Annotated in this window: 10 protein-coding genes, 2 tRNA genes and 1 CRISPR repeat array; of the genes, 5 read left to right on the top strand and 7 right to left on the bottom strand. The window is 44.0% G+C overall.

The window, feature by feature from the left end; genetic code table 11:
- Positions 1 to 513: 513 nt before the first annotated feature.
- The gene (locus ACG3M1_RS08320; protein ID WP_008819021.1) at positions 514 to 2,187 is read right to left on the bottom strand and encodes a Na/Pi cotransporter family protein; all 1,674 of its coding nucleotides are present in this window, start codon (positions 2,185 to 2,187) and stop codon (positions 514 to 516) included.
- 223 nt (positions 2,188 to 2,410) lie between these two features.
- A complete protein-coding gene (locus ACG3M1_RS08325; protein WP_009269443.1) occupies positions 2,411 to 4,504 on the bottom strand; it encodes a glutamine synthetase III in 2,094 nt (697 codons plus the stop codon).
- Positions 4,505 to 4,839: 335 nt separating this feature from the next.
- Between ACG3M1_RS08325 and rbr the strand changes: the two genes are divergently transcribed.
- The 4 genes from rbr (at position 4,840) to yunB (ending at position 8,508) form a co-directional block, all read left to right on the top strand.
- Complete coding sequence (gene rbr / locus ACG3M1_RS08330; RefSeq protein ID WP_002608358.1) at positions 4,840 to 5,376, top strand: rubrerythrin; 537 nt, start codon at positions 4,840 to 4,842, stop codon at positions 5,374 to 5,376.
- 245 nt (positions 5,377 to 5,621) lie between these two features.
- Positions 5,622 to 7,019 carry a TrkH family potassium uptake protein gene (locus tag ACG3M1_RS08335; RefSeq protein WP_009269442.1) on the top strand — a complete coding sequence of 466 codons (1,398 nt, stop codon included), beginning with the start codon at positions 5,622 to 5,624 and terminating at the stop codon, positions 7,017 to 7,019.
- Between the two features lie 12 nt (positions 7,020 to 7,031).
- Positions 7,032 to 7,709, top strand: coding sequence for a potassium channel family protein (locus ACG3M1_RS08340; protein ID WP_002608360.1), 678 nt, complete (start codon positions 7,032 to 7,034; stop codon positions 7,707 to 7,709).
- 115 nt (positions 7,710 to 7,824) lie between these two features.
- On the top strand, positions 7,825 to 8,508 hold the full coding sequence (gene yunB, locus ACG3M1_RS08345; protein WP_008819018.1) for a sporulation protein YunB: 684 nt from the start codon (positions 7,825 to 7,827) through the stop codon (positions 8,506 to 8,508).
- 96 nt (positions 8,509 to 8,604) lie between these two features.
- A CRISPR array of direct repeats spans positions 8,605 to 10,116; the repeat unit is 33 nt; unit sequence ATTTAGATCCACTAGCCTCAGGAGAGGCTAGAC.
- 259 nt (positions 10,117 to 10,375) lie between these two features.
- On the opposite strand, the gene ACG3M1_RS08350 is transcribed toward yunB, so the two are convergent.
- Both ACG3M1_RS08350 and ACG3M1_RS08355 read right to left on the bottom strand, forming a co-directional pair.
- Positions 10,376 to 12,754: a ribonucleoside triphosphate reductase gene (locus ACG3M1_RS08350; protein ID WP_009269441.1), complete on the bottom strand. Its 2,379-nt coding sequence runs from the start codon at positions 12,752 to 12,754 to the stop codon at positions 10,376 to 10,378.
- Between the two features lie 18 nt (positions 12,755 to 12,772).
- Positions 12,773 to 13,909 (bottom strand): anaerobic ribonucleoside-triphosphate reductase activating protein, encoded by a 1,137-nt coding sequence (locus ACG3M1_RS08355; RefSeq protein WP_395815171.1) that lies wholly within the window; start codon positions 13,907 to 13,909, stop codon positions 12,773 to 12,775.
- A 234-nt stretch (positions 13,910 to 14,143) separates the two neighbouring features.
- On the opposite strand from ACG3M1_RS08355, the gene ACG3M1_RS08360 reads away from it, so the two are divergent.
- The gene (locus ACG3M1_RS08360; RefSeq protein ID WP_008819015.1) at positions 14,144 to 15,214 is read left to right on the top strand and encodes a metallophosphoesterase; all 1,071 of its coding nucleotides are present in this window, start codon (positions 14,144 to 14,146) and stop codon (positions 15,212 to 15,214) included.
- A 102-nt stretch (positions 15,215 to 15,316) separates the two neighbouring features.
- Here ACG3M1_RS08360 and ACG3M1_RS08365 read toward each other — a convergent pair whose 3' ends face one another.
- The 3 genes from ACG3M1_RS08365 to ACG3M1_RS08375 all read right to left on the bottom strand — a co-directional run bounded on the left by ACG3M1_RS08365 (position 15,317) and on the right by ACG3M1_RS08375 (position 16,899).
- Positions 15,317 to 16,420: a DUF2974 domain-containing protein gene (locus tag ACG3M1_RS08365; RefSeq protein WP_009269439.1), complete on the bottom strand. Its 1,104-nt coding sequence runs from the start codon at positions 16,418 to 16,420 to the stop codon at positions 15,317 to 15,319.
- A 309-nt stretch (positions 16,421 to 16,729) separates the two neighbouring features.
- A tRNA-Leu gene (locus tag ACG3M1_RS08370) sits at positions 16,730 to 16,817 on the bottom strand.
- Between the two features lie 8 nt (positions 16,818 to 16,825).
- Positions 16,826 to 16,899: transfer RNA gene (locus ACG3M1_RS08375), tRNA-Cys, on the bottom strand.
- Positions 16,900 to 17,539 lie beyond the last annotated feature (640 nt).

Genomic DNA, 17,539 nt, shown 5'->3' on the forward strand with positions numbered 1-17,539 from the left:
GGTGCTGGAAAGATGCCCTGCAAACAGAATTGGCACAGCTGGAGCTGGATGCCCTGGATATCGTTGAATTCTTCCAGCATAGAAAATTGGTTCTTTCTTACTTTGGGGTGTATGCAAAAGGGAGACTTCAGCTTCTATTGATACATACAATAGTGTTGAAGTCTCCCTGTTTTATATTACCCTACAATCGAGAAAGAACCGCTGTATTGCCTGCATGTGGAAAATGCGGTATCTGTGCACGATAAGAGCTGGTGTCTGTTTATGAAATATCGAAGGGATATTTGAATACGGCTGAAATTGAATTTAGGAAAGAACTGCAGATGCAGTTGTGAAGTATGTGGTTTTCCTGTTCATAAGGATGGTGTTGTGATGCACATGCAAAGTAAATGCCAATAGCTTCCGAAAAAATAAAGCTACACACTGTTTTTTACCCAATGCTGACGCGTTCATCAGCTTTCCATACAAACAGTCTCTGGATACAGCGTTCCTGTTTTACTACCGTTGTAAGTTTTATTATGCAGCACATTCCTGAATCAGCGGCATATCCTTTAATTCCTCGTCATTCAAGGTAAAGCTGCAGCGGCGGCATTCTTCAATAATATTCATGATATGGTCGCTGACACGTTCGATATCTGTCATGATTTCCGAGTAGATAACACAATCTCTTGCATGTATCTGCTTATGCACCATGCGTTCGATCTGCCGGTTTCTGAATTCTGCCGTTAATTCATCAATACGGGCCTCTATGCGTTCTATTTTCAAAAGACTTTCATCCTGTGATTCCAAACGGTTTGTATACAACAGCTGGAAGCTTTTATCCAGCAGCTCCTCCAGCTGCATCAGCTCCTCACGAATCACACCGACATCCTGCAGACGCTCCTTTTCATTTTTAGTGTATTGCAGAATATTGATTGCATGATCTCCGATGCGTTCGATATCCGCATAGCATTTAAACAGTGCATTGATTGTATTGGATGCAGTGGGATTCATAGGTAGGGTGGATACAGAGGTCATATAATCGGAAATCTGATAATTGATGGAATCGATCCGCTTTTCACGCTTTTCGATATCCTGTATGCTACATGCTTCTTGACAAACGCCGTGCAGTGCTTCGATCAAATTGGTCTGTGCCATTTTCAGCATCGCCAGCGCTTCCTTGCGCAGGGAGGAGATGGCAATCGGAACACTGCCAATATTATTGACATCAACAAAGGCAAGCGGCAGATTTGCTTCATCCCTTTGATACTCTTCTTTGCGTATCGGCATCAGCAGCTGTGCGAGATGAGCCAGACGGTTTCCAAACGGCAATAGAATCAGGGTCGTTACGATATTGAAAATCGTATGGGTATTGGCGATCTGTGCCGCCGGGTTTGCAGTGATTTCACACATCCAGTCCACAAACGGAAAGATATGGATAAAGCAGAAGAACAGCATGGTTCCGATAATATTAAAGGATAAGTGAATAATGGTTGTCCGCTTGGCATTTCGGTTCGCACTCAGGGATGCCAGCACGGCGGTAATGCAGGTACCGATATTCTGTCCGAAGATGATATAAATCGAGCTGGACAGTGGAATCAGTCCGCTCAAAGCCAGAGCCTGTAATATTCCCACGGATGCGGAGGAGCTTTGAATCAGTGCAGTAAAACCGGCTCCCAGAGCAATCGCAAGCAGCGGATTGGAAATGGAGGTCATGGCATTCAGGAATACAGGAGAGTCCTGCAGCGGTGTCATGGAATTGGACATCATATCCATACCGATAAACAATATTCCAAGCCCTGCGAGAATGTCTCCAATGGAATTGATGCGCTTTCCTTTCAGGAAGGTCACCATGACAACACCGATGATGGCAACCAGCGGGGCAATGCGGGAGGCATCCAGGGCAATCAGCTGCCCGGTAATCGTCGTGCCGATATTGGCCCCCATAATAATCCAGACTGCCTGATTCAGCGTCATCAGTCCGCTGTTCACAAAGCCGACAACCATAACGGTTGTGGCAGAGGAGCTTTGGATAACGGCAGTGATGCCGGCTCCTACGGCAACACCGAGCAGGCGGTTGCTGGTCAGCTTTTCCAGAATGGCTTTCATGCGGTCCCCGGCAGCCGTTTCCAGACCGACACTCATCATATGCATTCCATATAGGAACAGTGCCAGACCTCCCAACAGAGATAATACATTTTGAATGGTCATACATCATCGCTTCCTTTCCTTATCAAGTCGGCTTTAGTATAAATAACGAAGGAAAAAGAAACAAGCAGGTTTTGTTAACATTTTGTTAAAACAGAGAAATACGCTTACGAAATCTTAACAAATTCCACCGTTTATGAATTTGCTGTTTCAAAAGTATAAATAAATTATTAACACAGACAAAGCGAATAAAAAAAGCCGCCTGTCACTGACAGACGACGCAATGCTATTGCATGGAGATAAACATATCATCATAGGTTGGAAACGGGTAATTATCCGAGGATACCGCTTCCTCAATCGCATCAATCACTGCGCGCAGCTCCTCCATTTTCGGAACGATCACCTGATTGAGATACTGTGCCTTTTCCATATTATCCGGATACTGCTGACGCTCAATCATATGCTTCTTCAAATCATGATAGCGTTCATCAAAGGTGGCTAACAGATCACACAAATGCTTGATTTTCCGCTGATAATAGCTGTTCTCTGTACCAAGAGAATTCTGTGCATCTGTATAAAATTTGATTTCACGAACGAGAGCAGGGAGGATATCCTTTTTACTGATATCCAGCAGCGTCAGCACCTCCGCTTTGACGGATTTACGGTATTCCTCTGTCAGAATATCAACGCGGGCCTCCAGCTCCAGCCGGTCATATACCTTGTTTCGCTCAAACATTTCCACTGCCTTGTCATCCAGCATGGAATAGATGCTGTCCACATAATGCTTAATGTTCGGCAATCCGCGTTCCTGTGCCTCCTGAAGCCATTCCTCGCTGTAGCCATCCTTGGAAAACAGAATACGGGAATGCTTGCGCAGAATATCACGGCAGATGTCCAGGGACTTCTTGCGGATATCGTCAATGTATTTATACTGCTGCAAAGTGTCGGCAATACTGCGCAGTGAATCCGCAACAATGGAATTCAAGATAATGTTTGTCGTTGATGCACTGCGACTGCTTCCTACCATACGGAATTCAAATTTATTACCGGTAAAGGCGAAGGGAGAGGTGCGGTTTCGATCACTGGTATCCTTTGGTACATACGACAGATTCGCAATCGCATATGGCTGTGTCTCCACATCCGGTTTGATTTCATGTTCACCGTTACGCAGCTTTTCCAGAATGATTTCCAGCTCATCACCCATACAGATGGAAACAACAGCCGGCGGTGCTTCATCAGCTCCCAGCCGGTAATCATTCCCATAGCAGCTTGCCGCCATACGAAGCAGCTCCGGATATGTATCCACAGCCTCGATGATTGCACAGACAAACAACAGGAAACGAATGTTTTCATGCGGGCGGTCCCCCGGCTCCAGAAGATTCTGTCCATCATCGGTAACCAGTGACCAGTTGTTGTGCTTTCCGCTTCCGTTCACGCCTTGAAACGGTTTCTCGTGAAGCAGGCATGCCATACCGTGCTTATCCGCCTTTTTCTTCAACACATCCATGATGATCAGATTTTGATCCACCGCAACATTGGCATCGATAAACAGCGGTGCGATTTCAAACTGACAGGGAGCTACCTCGTTGTGCTCGGTCTTTGCATAGATTCCAAGCTTCCACAGCTCCTCATCCACCTCTGTCATGAAGGCCTGTACACGGGAAGGGATGCTTCCAAAGTAATGACCGCGAATATCCATACTCTTTGGCGGCATGGAACCAAACAGCGTGCGTCCGGTATGCACCAGATCCTTCCGCTCCAGATACATCCTTTTATCAATCAAAAAGTATTCCTGCTCCAGACCGACCATAGCATTGACATGCTTGATATCCTTATCCTTAAACAGATTGACAATGCGGGTGGCCTGCTTGCTGATCGCTTCCGCTGATTTTAAAAGAGGTGCCTTTTTATCCAGGGTTTCTCCGTTGTATGAAACAAAGATGGTAGGGATACAGAGAACGTTATCCCGCAGAAAGGCCGGGGAGGTACAATCCCAATACGTATACCCGCGTGCCTCAAAGGTTGCCCGTAAACCGCCGCTTGGAAAAGAGGAGGCATCCCCCTCGCCCTTGATCAGGGACTTCCCGCTGAATCTGGAAATCGGCTGATCGTGATCCCCAGGCTCGATAAAGCTGTCATGCTTTTCGGCAGTGGAGCCGGTCAGCGGCTGGAACCAGTGCGTAAAATGCGTCGCTCCCTTGTCCATTGCCCATGTCTTCATTGCATGCGCAATCGCATCTGCCGTCGGACGATCCAGCGCATCCTCCTTGCGGGTTGCGGTTTTCCATTTTTTATAAATCGGATGAGGGAGACATTCCTTCATCACACATTCACTAAAGAGATTGATTCCAAAATCATCAAAAGGGTGTTTTTCTGCCATGATAGATTCCTCCTATAGTGGAATTTTACTGCAAAATGAATTTTTTGTATATAAAAACATGAAAAAATTTAAAAATCAAAAAGAAAATAGAAAAAAATTGGAGAAATGCGAATAAAAATTCTATTTTTGTCATAAACTGTGAAAAATTTCTGTATTGTGGGAAATGATGGGTTCATAGAAAAAAGAATGAAATAATTGGAAAAGTAGAGTATAATATAAATATCGGTAAAGAGGCTGTCAACGCTTTCTATTTCCTGCAGTTCGGCGGTTGAACGCATAAGGACAGCAGGATTTACATACAATGGGGCGAAGACTGCTTAAAAGGAGGAAAAAATATGAACTTAAAAGGAACAAAGACAGAAAAGAACCTGAATGAGGCATTTGCCGGAGAATCCATGGCAAGAAACAAGTATACGTATTATGCTTCCAAGGCGAAGAAAGACGGTTATGTTCAAATTTCCAATATTTTCGAACAGACAGCAAACAATGAAAAGGAGCATGCAAAATTGTGGTTTAAGCTGCTGCATGACGGTATGCCGGATACGGTTACCAATCTGAAGGATGCTGCTGCCGGTGAAAACTTCGAGTGGACAGACATGTATGCACGTATGGCAAAGGAAGCACGCGAGGAAGGCTTTGATGACATCGCTGATACGATGGAAGGCGTTCTGGCTATTGAGAAAACACATGAACAGCGCTATGTTGCTCTGCTGAACAATATCGAGGATGGTACTGTGTTTGAAAAAGCAGAGGAAACCCTGTGGGAATGTCTGAACTGCGGACACCTGCACACTGGAAAAACGGCTCCAGAGGTATGTCCGGTATGCAATCACCCGCGTTCTTACTTCGAGGTTCGCAAAGAGAATTACTAATTCATAGCATAGAAAAGGCTTTTTTCGATAGGAAAGGAGCCTTTTTTTGCGGCATTAGAAAAAGTATTGGGAAAGTTTATATGTTTTTTAGAAAAGCGTATTGTAAAAAAATATAATATGTGTAGAATATATTTGATACATCTTTCAGCGGCCGCTGTCTGTTCTGTATAAATAAAAGGTGAAGACTGCATAGGATTATGTCAGTTTCCTGCGAACAAATAGAAAGAAAGTCTGGTTAAATTGATATGACAAATTTTATTCATTCGGTGCTGGGATTCAAAAAACTATCTCCTGCACAGAAGATTGCATCGAGCTTCCTGCTTGTGATTCTCAGCGGAACACTGCTGCTGATGCTGCCGATTTCCAATAAGAATTTTCAGTTTTTGAACTGGCTGGATGCTTTGTTTACGGCAACCAGTGCTACCTGCGTAACCGGATTGAGTGTATTTACGGTTGCTGATCAGCTTAACTGGTTTGGTCAGCTGATTCTGCTTCTGCTGATTCAGGTAGGCGGTCTTGGACTGATGACATTTATGGCGGTCTTTATTCTGATTGTGAAAAACCGTCTCTCTATGAATGAGAAAATCGCTATGAAGGAAATGCTGAATCAGGACAGGGTCGTAAATATGCGGAAGTTTCTGCTGGACATCCTGTACTATACCTTGTTTTTTGAGGCTGTGGGTGCGATTCTGATATCGTTTCGCATGATACCGCGCTTCGGACTTGTGGATGGCAGCTTTAAAGCGGTATTTCTGGCTGTTTCAGCTTTCTGTAACGCCGGGTTCGATACGCTTGGATCGGTGAGTCTTCAGGAATATGTGCATGATCCGCTGATGTGTCTGACAATTATGGCGCTGATTGTACTGGGTGGTCTGGGTTTTGCTGTCTGGTTTGATATTCGGGATAAGGTGGGACCGCTGCTGCATCGTCGGATCACATTCAAGAAGTTCAGACATTCTCTGTCTCTGCATACCAAAATCGTATTGAGTGTCAGTCTGTTTCTGATTATCATACCCGGACTGCTGATTATGCTGGTGGAGTTCACAAATTCCAGAACGCTGGGAGATTTCAATATATTCGAGAAGCTGATGACTGCAATGTTTGAATCCATAGCACTTCGAACGGCAGGCTTTACAACAATTAACTATGCTGGCTTGAAGCCTGCAACCGATTTGCTGATGATGGTTGTCATGTTTATCGGTGGTTCTCCGGGAGGTACGGCAGGTGGTATCAAAACGACGACGATTGCGGTGCTTGTCATCTATATTATCTCCTCTTTGAAGGGGAGGGAGCACACCGTTGTTCTTCACAGGAAAATCGGAAGAGGAATCATCATTCGAGCAATGGGAATTTTCTTCATCAATCTGGTTGTGTTGTTTACCGGGATTTTCCTGTTGAATATCGTTGAGCAAAAGCCGTTTTTGAGTCTTTCCTTTGAAGCGGTGAGCGCAATGGCGACCGTAGGCTCGAGTCTTGGAATCACTACCTCTCTTGGTGTGGGAGGCAAGCTGATCATCATCTTCCTCATGTATGTCGGACGTATCGGTATTTCCACACTGATATTGTCATTGACACGTAATAAGCCAAATAGAAATTCAGCCAATAAGGTATCATTCCCAAATGGAAACATAATTGTGGGATAAGGAGATAGAAAAATGAAAAAGATTTCAAACAGACAGTATGTTGTACTCGGATTAGGGATTTTCGGTTCAACAGTAGCGAAGACATTGAGCAGCTATAATTGCGAGGTGATTGCTCTGGATAATGACGAAAAATGCGTAGATCGCATGGCGGATATCGTTACGCAGAGTATGATGTGTGATATTACCGATATCAATCAGCTGCGCGAGGCGGGTGTACAGGATTGTGATATTGCGATTGTAAGTATGGGGAGCCACCTTGAGGAGAGTGTGATGGGCATTATCAATCTGAAGGAGCTGGGTGTTCCGTATATCGTGGCAAAGGCAAAAAACAAGCGCTATATGCAGATATTCACGGAGCTTGGAGCCAATAAGGTTGTACGCCCGGAGAAGGAAATGGGCGAACAGGTTGCCAAGGGCGTATTAGGGAAAAATATTATCGATGTTGTGGATCTGGATAAGGAGTACAGTATCGTGGAAATACCTACGCCGCCACAGTGGGTAGGAAAATCTCTGATTGAACTTGATCTGCGCCGAAGATTCGGTATCAATGTTGTGGGCATTCGTTCTTATTTGCAGGAGCATTTGAATGTGTGCCCGGATGCAGAGTATAAAATACAGAAGGAGGATCATCTGGTTGTGATTGCGGATTGCAAGACACTGGATCGATTCGACGTGCTGGATCAGCTGTAAGATGCGAAAACTGCATCTTTTTTTTGTGCATAATGGATACACATGTTTTCAGGTATGCTTTCATATACTGTTTTAATGGAGGATGCTTTTATTGTTAATAGAGGCAGGATGCTCAATGAGAAAAGTCAAAAGCAGGAAATATAAAAAGCAGAAGCTGATTCTTCTGCTGGTCGCGATCGTTCTTGGATTTGGATGTGTTGTCCGTTCATTTAATACGTATATGGAGCCGCAGCTTCAGGCGATTGCCAAGCAGCATACAGGGTTTGCAATCAATAATATTGTGAAGGAAGTGCTGGCGGATATTGAATATGATACCGATGCGCTGTTTAAAATAAATCGCACAAAGAACGGGGATATAACCAGTATTGAATATGATTCGTATAAATTAAATCAGCTGTTGTATTCGGCATTGAATACGATTGATAAATCACTGCTGGCTGCACAGGATGGTAAAAAGGATCCTACGACGAAGGATGTCTTCTATGAGGATGGAGTTTTGTATGAAGTACCGGCAGGTTATCTGAGTCATATTTTCTTTTTATATGATAAGGGGCCGAAAATCAGAGTGCGTATGCGGATGCTGAATGATGTTACAGGAGAGATAAAAACGGAATCAAAGCCATATGGAATCAACAACACCATGATTAAAATATCACTTGTTGTTAAGGTGAATGCGCAGGTTATAACTTTTTTGAGTACGTCAGAGCTGGAGACGAAAACGGAGATACCGTTGGTTGTACAGATTGTGAATGGACAGGTGCCTGATTTTACTCCATATAGCAATCCTTCTGGTAAGTGATGAGAAAGTATTACTGGAGTATTGTTTATTATTTGGTTTGTGAGCCTAAGGAGAGACTAGGGGGTATCGCTTAGTGAGCACCTGATTAGAAGGATTATTTAGATCCACTAGCCTCAGGAGAGGCTAGACTCTATAGCGGAGCAAGAAGCGGTATCAAGAGAACATTTAGATCCACTAGCCTCAGGAGAGGCTAGACCGGATATAACTATATCTTGCACCTTACCAAACAGATTTAGATCCACTAGCCTCAGGAGAGGCTAGACTGTGTTCGACCAGAACGATAGCATCGCCGTTTTGAATTTAGATCCACTAGCCTCAGGAGAGGCTAGACGTAAAGCTGCGAAAGAAAGGAAAAGAAGTGTTAATATTTAGATCCACTAGCCTCAGGAGAGGCTAGACTGCAGGGACGCATTCCGCAAGCTCTCTGTGTATGGTATTTAGATCCACTAGCCTCAGGAGAGGCTAGACATTGATGGTCTTGAAATGATGCTTGATATGTATATTTAGATCCACTAGCCTCAGGAGAGGCTAGACTTGGAATGATGCTTTAACTGCCTTAGGAATTGAATTTAGATCCACTAGCCTCAGGAGAGGCTAGACCTCTGGCATGGCTGTTTGTAGCTGTGTGTAGAGGGATTTAGATCCACTAGCCTCAGGAGAGGCTAGACAGACAGGCGATGTCTATACAGCTTTCCACACATTATTTAGATCCACTAGCCTCAGGAGAGGCTAGACCGTGTCGTGCTTCGATTTCCGCTTTGTCCATGTTATTTAGATCCACTAGCCTCAGGAGAGGCTAGACGCCGCTGTAACTGCTGGAATCTGTGTTGAGTTGATATTTAGATCCACTAGCCTCAGGAGAGGCTAGACAGCAAACGCAAAAAGCGACAACACAGAAACGTATATTTAGATCCACTAGCCTCAGGAGAGGCTAGACGAGGGTCACCCCTGTACTGCCACATACCACAAGATTTAGATCCACTAGCCTCAGGAGAGGCTAGACTGGATGTCTGGTCAGTGTACATCATTGCATTGTTATTTAGATCCACTAGCCTCAGGAGAGGCTAGACATGTGGTTACAGATGGGGGCGCAGACCCTACTGATTTAGATCCACTAGCCTCAGGAGAGGCTAGACTGTAAAATCTCATACAGTAGTTAGTTTCAATCATATTTAGATCCACTAGCCTCAGGAGAGGCTAGACTGGATCTAAATACATAAGGACATTATCATAATTATTTAGATCCACTAGCCTCAGGAGAGGCTAGACCTATAACTGGGATGTCTGCGACGAAAATTTAAAATTTAGATCCACTAGCCTCAGGAGAGGCTAGACGAAGTGAGTATCGCCCATAACAGCTCCGTTATGATTATTTAGATCCACTAGCCTCAGGAGAGGCTAGACAGAAACAAGAGCGCCTGCCGCACCACCTAGCAATATTTAGATCCACTAGCCTCAGGAGAGGCTAGACGGCGCTTGGCTTAATCGAAAACTTATAAAAAAGGCTATTTAGATCCACTAGCCTCAGGAGAGGCTAGACGAGCGTAAAGCTTTGTCGCGCCCATAGCTGGTAATATTTAGATCCACTAGCCTCAGGAGAGGCTAGACCGTGAAAAATCCCATGAAATCCCCTAAATGAAACAAATTTACACAAATATAAAACTTTGGTTAATGAAAATTTTGTTGAAATTGTTACATTTGTGTGAATTTGAACAAAATGATGCGCGAACCTCCCAGGGAATTCATGTGAGCTTATGGTTCGCGCTGGATTATTTAGCGGGATAACCATCTACTATTATTATAACAGAAAAAATTCCAAATACATAAAAAGGATACATTCCAGTATGAAATATATCCTCTTATTTGCTTATGCTTTCTGCATCATATCAATGTACTTACGAATGTTGGATGCATTACTGTATGTTTCACAGCTTCCATCTCTGCATACGACCAGCGTTGGTGCCTGCATAATTGAGAATTTTTTTGTTAATTCAGCCTGTTCCTCGGCATCCACTTTTTCATAGGATATTCCAGCGCTTTTCAGCCAGGTGTCAGCTATTTTACAATTTGGGCAGGTCTTCGTTGTGAACAGAAAAACACCTTCTTCATTTGCAGCCCTGACGGTATCAGCTTCCTTCTCAACATGTGGAAGGGCATCCTTTCCTTTTAACACAGAATGTCCGATATCATAAACCTTACGTTCTTTGAATTCCTGACTCTTTCCTTCATTCCAATTCTGTACAGGTCGATAGTATCCCGTAATTCGGCTCCATACCTCAGTCGCACCACCACATTGCGGACATGTATAATGCTCCCCGTTAATATATCCGTGATTTCGACAGATGGAATAGGTGGGAGAAAGGGTGTAATAAGGCAGGCGGTAGTTCTCGGCAATTTTTCTTACCAGCGCTGCTGCTGCTTTCCAATCCGGAAGTTTTTCTCCCAAGAACGCATGGAACACAGTTCCGGAAGTATACAAGGTCTGTAGCTCATCCTGTACATCCAGTGCTTCAAAAATATCCTCTGTATAGCCAACAGGTAAGTGAGAGCTGTTCGTATAATATGGTGTATTTCCTTCTTCTGTAGCAGTGATGATATCCGGATAGCGTTCCTTGTCATGCTTTGCCAGACGATATGTTGTTGATTCCGCAGGCGTAGCCTCCAGATTATACAGATCCCCATATTCCTCCTGATAAATTACCAGACGCTCACGCATATGATTCAGAACCTCTTTTGTGAATTTCTGAGCTTCCTTTTGTGTCAGATCCATGCCAAGCCATTTGGCATTTAACGCGACTTCATTCATACCGATCAGCCCCAATGTGGAGAAGTGGTTCGCAAAGGTTCCAAGATACCGTTTGGTATATGGATATAAGCCTTCCTCCAGCAGCTTGGAAATGACCGTGCGCTTTACCTTTAAGGAGCGTGCAGCGATATCCATCAGATGATCGAGTCGCTTATAGAAATCCTCTTTATCTGTTGAAAGGTAAGCAATTCGCGGCATGTTGATCGTGACTACACCAACAGAGCCGGTGCTTTCGCCGCTTCCAAAGTATCCACCGCTTTTTTTACGCAGTTCTCGAAGATCCAGACGAAGACGGCAGCACATGCTTCGTACATCGCTTGGCTCCATATCAGAATTTACATAGTTTGAGAAATAAGGTGTCCCATACTTTGCAGTCATTTCAAACAGCAGCTTGTTGTTTTCTGTTTCCGACCAGTCAAAGTCACGGGTAATGGAATAGGTGGGAATCGGATACTGGAAACCACGTCCATTGGCATCTCCCTCAATCATGATTTCAATAAATGCCTTGTTCACCATATCCATTTCCTTTTTACAATCCTTATATTTAAAATCTACTTCCTTACCTCCAATTATGCAATTCAGCTCAGCAAGATCGGCAGGAACCGTCCAATCCAAGGTGATATTGGAGAAGGGAGCCTGTGTACCCCAGCGACTTGGTGTATTGACACCATATATGAAGGACTCCACACATTTTTTAACCTGATCATAGTTCAGATTATCCGCTTTTACAAAAGGTGCCAGATACGTATCGAAAGAAGAGAAGGCCTGTGCACCGGCCCACTCATTCTGCATAATGCCGAGAAAGTTTACCATCTGATTGCAGAGTGTCGCAAGATGACTTGCCGGTTTGGAGGTGATTTTTCCTCCGACACCGCCCAGGCCTTCCTGAATCAGCTGCTTCAGACTCCAGCCGGCACAATAACCTGTCAGCATGCTCAAATCATGAATATGCATATCACCGGACTTATGGGCATTTCCGATTTCCTCATCATAGATTTCACTCAGCCAGTAATTGGCAGTGATTGCTCCGGAGTTATTCAAAATCAGTCCGCCTACGGAATAGGTGACCGTTGAATTTTCTTTTACGCGCCAGTCGGTGGCTTTCACATAGCTGTCGACAAGCTCCTTGTAATCCAGAATTGTGGATTTCATATTCCGGATTTTTTCCCGCTGCTTCCGATAGAGGATATAGCATTTTGCTACATCACCGTAACCGGATTGAATCAGGATGGACTCCACGCTGTCCTGAATATCCTCCACCTGAATGCGGTCATGTCTGATTTTTGGCTCAAAATCGGATGTGACACGCAAAGCGAGCATATCGATAATGCTTGGATGATACTGGCGTTCCACCGCATCAAATGCCTTTTGAATGGCATTGCTGATCTTGGCAATGTCAAACTCTGAAATCTTTCCATCTCTTTTAATAACCTGATACATATCGTTCTTCCTTTCCTTCTATATACCACGAAGCTCTGTATTTGGAACCTTCGCTTTCGCCAATTTCTGAAACTGCTGCAGGGTTTCTTCATCCCACGCATGCAATCCCTTCTGAATAACACGGTCGCTGTCTTCAAAATTTTGCAGATACCAGGCGGCTGCACCTTGGAGCCAGTCTGCCATATCCTGAATATCCTGAGCTGTATGAAGCTCCTTTACAATGGTTGTACGAAACTCATAAGCAACATGTCCTTCCTTTAGATAGGTGATGCTCTCCTGTATGCCGCTGAGATCAAGATTGCGGATGCCGGCAGTTTCACTGTATTTTTGCGGAGCATTTTTGATGTCCATTGCCACATAATTAACAAGTCCCTCTTCAACAAGGTGCTTCAGCTGATCCGGACTGCTGCCGTTTGTATCCAGCTTGACTGCATAGCCCATGTCCTTGATTTTTTTCAGAAATCCTGCCAGCTCCGGATTTAGCAGAGGCTCTCCGCCGCTGATGCAGACACCATCCAAAATTCCTTTTCGCTTTTCCAGAAAGCTAAGCACATCCTCTTCCTGAAGCTCCGGCATGTTTTCCGGCAGAAAGACAAGGTCACTGTTCTGGCAGAAGGGGCATCGGAAATTGCAGCCGCCTGTGAAAATCGTGCTCGCCATTTTCTGCGGGTAATCCAGCAGAGTCAGCTTTTGAATACCGAACAGCTTGATGCCTGCTTCTTCCTGCTGCTCGTATTTGCGTGCGTTTTCACTCAGACGGCTGAGCGTTGCTTCAAACTGCTGCAGCTCCTGTGCACCGATATCCTTGGATAAAAGCTCCCACCACTGCTGACGAATCATATAGATATCACGGATGATGTCCTTTGTTTTATCAGTCGTATATAGCGATCGGATACGTTTGTCCTGGGGACTGCTCTGTGTAGTCACATAACCAAGCTCCTCCAGACGGGAAATGCTTTTCGTGATAGTCCCTTTATCAAAACAGCCCTTTTGCGCAAGCTGCTGCATGTTCAGCCCCTCCTGCTCATAAATAAGAATCAGAAAGAGAATCTGTGCTGCATTGATATCGTGTCCGCTCAATTTCTTATCATAATATTTCTGACCGCAGCGGTACAGAATCGAGGTGTTTAAATACAAATAGTTGCTGTTATCCATGTCTTCCCTCCAATGGTTGACCACTCAACTATAAGAATGATAGCATACAAAAGTTGAACATTCAACCTTTGTAAAGAATGTAACAAATGAAAAGCAAAGTCATTACAAATTTTTATAATTGTATAAATCGGATAGGTAATCTTTTATCAAAAATAAAAAAGGTTTTGCAAAAATTTTGATACGGGGTAGAGAGCAGCCTCGTTCTGTGCTAGGATAATAGGGAAGGTGAAATTCATGAGAATGCAGTTGTTTTTACTTTTGTGTCTGTTGCTTCTTATCCTTATGCAGCTGTTTTTCTGGCATATGATAAAGAAGCTGTATAAGAAAAAGCAGATCCGTTATGCTTTATCGATATTATCTCTGCTAGGCAGCGTTTTTCTGATTTATCGCTTTACACCGTTTTTTGCGATGTACAAGGATGCGATGCCGATGCGGGGGGCACTTGTTTTGGTACTGAACAGTGTATATGTAGCGCAGATGACAGGCTTTTGTCTACTTGCTTTGCTGCACAAGCTGTACTGCAGAAGGTATTCCAAGGAGTTTCATTCAAGGCTCTATGTGCTTGTTTCTGTTGTCATGCTTTTGTTTTCCGTATATGGAATCGGGTGTGCAGCCCGTGTAAAGGTGCGTCAGGAAATTGTTGAATTAAAGGGAGTGAAACAGGAACAACAGCTTCTGTATATCACTGACCTGCATGCAGGTACAACGCTTTCTTCACCTTATAATACTATAAAGCGTCTGGCTGGGAAATGTGATATAGTGCTGCTTGGCGGAGATTTATTTGATGAATCAACTTCACAAAAGGATATGGAAGCTCTTTGTACAATGCTTTCCGATTTGCATAAAGATGTTTACTATGCAGGCGGGAATCATGAGCTGTTACAGAAGCGGCGCAGGGAATATGAGGCAATGCTGCGCTCTGCAGGTGTGCATATTTTGCAGGATGAATCTGCAGTGGTGAACGGTGTTAGAATAATCGGACGAAGGGATCGGGGAGAAGAAAGACGCTCCTGGTCTTCCCTTACGAAGGAATATCAGGGGAATGAGCCTGTGATTTTACTGGAGCATCGCCCGGAATCTGTAGAAGAGTACTTGGATGCACAGTTGCTGCAGCTATCCGGACACACGCATAACGGTCAGATTTTCCCGAATACTGTGCTGACCAGAATCCCGTACCCAAGAGCATATGGCAACTATGATGTCGGCTATCGCATGCTGGTATCGTCAGGAGCAGGCACATGGGGCTTTCCGATGCGGGTCGCATCCCATAATGAAATTTTGTTCGTTACGATACGGCCAAAGTGATGCATGCAGGATACAAAAAAAGAGAATGCAATTTCAGTATCGTTCACTGGAATTTGATATTCTCTTTTTACTCGCTTGTGCATGGGATTGAAGAACACGTAATCAGTCTGTAGGCTTTCCGTTTTCAAGATTTGTCTCGATGGCACTTTTCGCACTGGACAACAGCTTCAGGATGATATCGGAAAGCATCTTTTTAGTCTGCTTGTCCGTGCGGTTTAATGCTTTCAAAATCAGAGCAGTGCTATGCATCCGGTTTTCATTCATTTCCTTAAAGGAGGCGGCATTGGTGTTGCTGAGTATCTGAAACACAGCATCCGTGAAGGCTTCTCTCTGGGAGCGGTCCAGCTCACTGATCCAGTGCTTGATGGTGCTGTCCAGAACGATGCTCTGGCGATCTAACGCATCCAGTCGTACGAAATCAGGACCAAGCACCTCCCAGGAATAGGGGTCATGCTGCCATAGGGAAATCTGTGTACTGGAAATCACAGTATAATGCTCCTCATGCTCCATCAGCATACCGACAACGCTGGATTGTGGAACAAAGGTTTCTATACGCTGTGCAATAGAGCGATAGCCTGCTGCTTGCAGCGTTTCTGCGGAAAAACCCGGGCCGTCGTGATTGTATACCCGCTGTATCCGATTCTGTATAGCGAAAGAACAAAATGCAGCTGCATAGACCGCAAGGTTTCCACCCTTGGAATGCCCGCATAGGATTATACGCCGATCGGGATATGCAATTGCCATCGCCTCCAAATACTGTACCGCTTCCTTTTGGGAGGGAATGGTGTCCAGAAAGGTCATATTAAAATCCTCTTTCCATCCAACAAGTGTATTATCTGTTCCGCGATAGGTTATCAGCATGACATCATCCTCCAGCAGACAGGTGAGGGCATAAAACTGTTTTTCCATAGAGGGATCCAGATGGTCGACATATCCGCATAGTATTACATTCCCATATCGGTTGCCTTCTGCCATTTTATGCAGCAGCTGCAGGTCTTCCTTTACGCGGAAGTGAATTTCCTCCGGATTTATCGCCCTTATAATTTCAGAAGCACGCTTGACATAGAGCATATCCTGTTTGGCAAACACCGGCTGCAGTCGCAGATAGGATAGACAGCTGCATATGAGGGTATCCACTGCACAGCAGGGAACTTTTGAAAACGTTAAATCATTTCTCCATGTAAGATAATCAAACAGATTGCTCATACTATCATTCTCCTATATTTTTTCAGGTGTATCCATTACCACTTTGAAGGTGGTCTGCTCTGGAAGCAGGTGCTTATTGTTTTCATGAGGGAGGACCTGCATGTAAGATACCTCCATAAAACGCTGTGTCGCTTTTTCCTTCATTCACATTTTCAGTCAGCACAATAAGGTGAAAGAGGTTGTATGCGGTGAAGACTGTATAAGACAGGTTTCTTGCTGAATCGTCCACCGTTCCCTGAAAATAGTTCACATAGCACTTCCATAGTATTTATATAAAAAAAGTCCTTTTTCAAGGACTGTTTTTCTGAATGGTGGGAACGGTGGGACTTGAACCCACACGGGATTAACTCCCAACGGATTTTAAGTCCGTTGCGTCTGCCTATTTCGCCACGATCCCAACAAAAATGGAGGTTCCGATCGGATTTGAACCGATGATCACAGAGTTGCAGTCTATTGCCTTACCACTTGGCTACGGAACCATCTGACATATTCTTTTTGAAACATGTTGCTTTAATATTATACAATAATTTTTAGAAATTGCAATAGGCATTTTGCCTTTTTATAGCTTTTTTTGGAAGATTTGTCACTATTCACGGATCTAATTGCAGATAATAGCATAGATAAGGGCAAAAACGAAATTACGTAGGGCAGTAAACTCATACAGAAAGGAGCACACGCTATCATATCACTGATTGATTTGTTATACCTACATGAATCATAACCTCCCATGTTTATGAAGAAACAGGAGATTAAAACAAGAATATCGAGATTGGCGCAAGCACTATAAAATATTGTAGAAAACAGCAAGCAGGGATTTTCACAGGCTTTTACTTTAGGTTCGTTGCAAAAGGGAGAATTCAAATTTTATTGATAAATTACGATAGGATTGCATTCTCCTTTAGTTAAAATTAACCACAATCGAGTAAGAACCTTTCCACAATATGGCTTTTTAACATACTCATAGAACACAGGCCAATCAAGCTGACGGACCACAGCTGATAAAAGTAGCTGATTACAGTCCTATACATATGATTAAATAGACACCGCGCTTTTCTTTCTGTACATGTACCATAGAATCAAAATATCCAAAGGATGGGAATGAAAAAGAATCTGTCCAAA

It is taken from the genome of Clostridium sp. 10cd* (genome assembly GCF_044336395.1).
Classification (GTDB): domain Bacteria; phylum Bacillota_I; class Bacilli_A; order Erysipelotrichales; family Erysipelotrichaceae; genus Clostridium_AQ; species Clostridium_AQ innocuum.

Excerpts from the sequence above, each read along its gene's own strand:
- ACG3M1_RS08320 (WP_008819021.1), bottom strand. The coding sequence starts at position 2,187 with ATGACCATTCAAAATGTATTATCTCTGTTGGGAGGTCTGGCACTGTTC.
- ACG3M1_RS08325 (WP_009269443.1), bottom strand. The coding sequence starts at position 4,504 with ATGGCAGAAAAACACCCTTTTGATGATTTTGGAATCAATCTCTTTAGT.
- rbr (WP_002608358.1), top strand. The coding sequence starts at position 4,840 with ATGAACTTAAAAGGAACAAAGACAGAAAAGAACCTGAATGAGGCATTT.
- ACG3M1_RS08335 (WP_009269442.1), top strand. The coding sequence starts at position 5,622 with ATGACAAATTTTATTCATTCGGTGCTGGGATTCAAAAAACTATCTCCT.
- ACG3M1_RS08340 (WP_002608360.1), top strand. The coding sequence starts at position 7,032 with ATGAAAAAGATTTCAAACAGACAGTATGTTGTACTCGGATTAGGGATT.
- yunB (WP_008819018.1), top strand. The coding sequence starts at position 7,825 with ATGAGAAAAGTCAAAAGCAGGAAATATAAAAAGCAGAAGCTGATTCTT.
- ACG3M1_RS08350 (WP_009269441.1), bottom strand. The coding sequence starts at position 12,754 with ATGTATCAGGTTATTAAAAGAGATGGAAAGATTTCAGAGTTTGACATT.
- ACG3M1_RS08355 (WP_395815171.1), bottom strand. The coding sequence starts at position 13,909 with ATGGATAACAGCAACTATTTGTATTTAAACACCTCGATTCTGTACCGC.
- ACG3M1_RS08360 (WP_008819015.1), top strand. The coding sequence starts at position 14,144 with ATGAGAATGCAGTTGTTTTTACTTTTGTGTCTGTTGCTTCTTATCCTT.
- ACG3M1_RS08365 (WP_009269439.1), bottom strand. The coding sequence starts at position 16,420 with ATGAGCAATCTGTTTGATTATCTTACATGGAGAAATGATTTAACGTTT.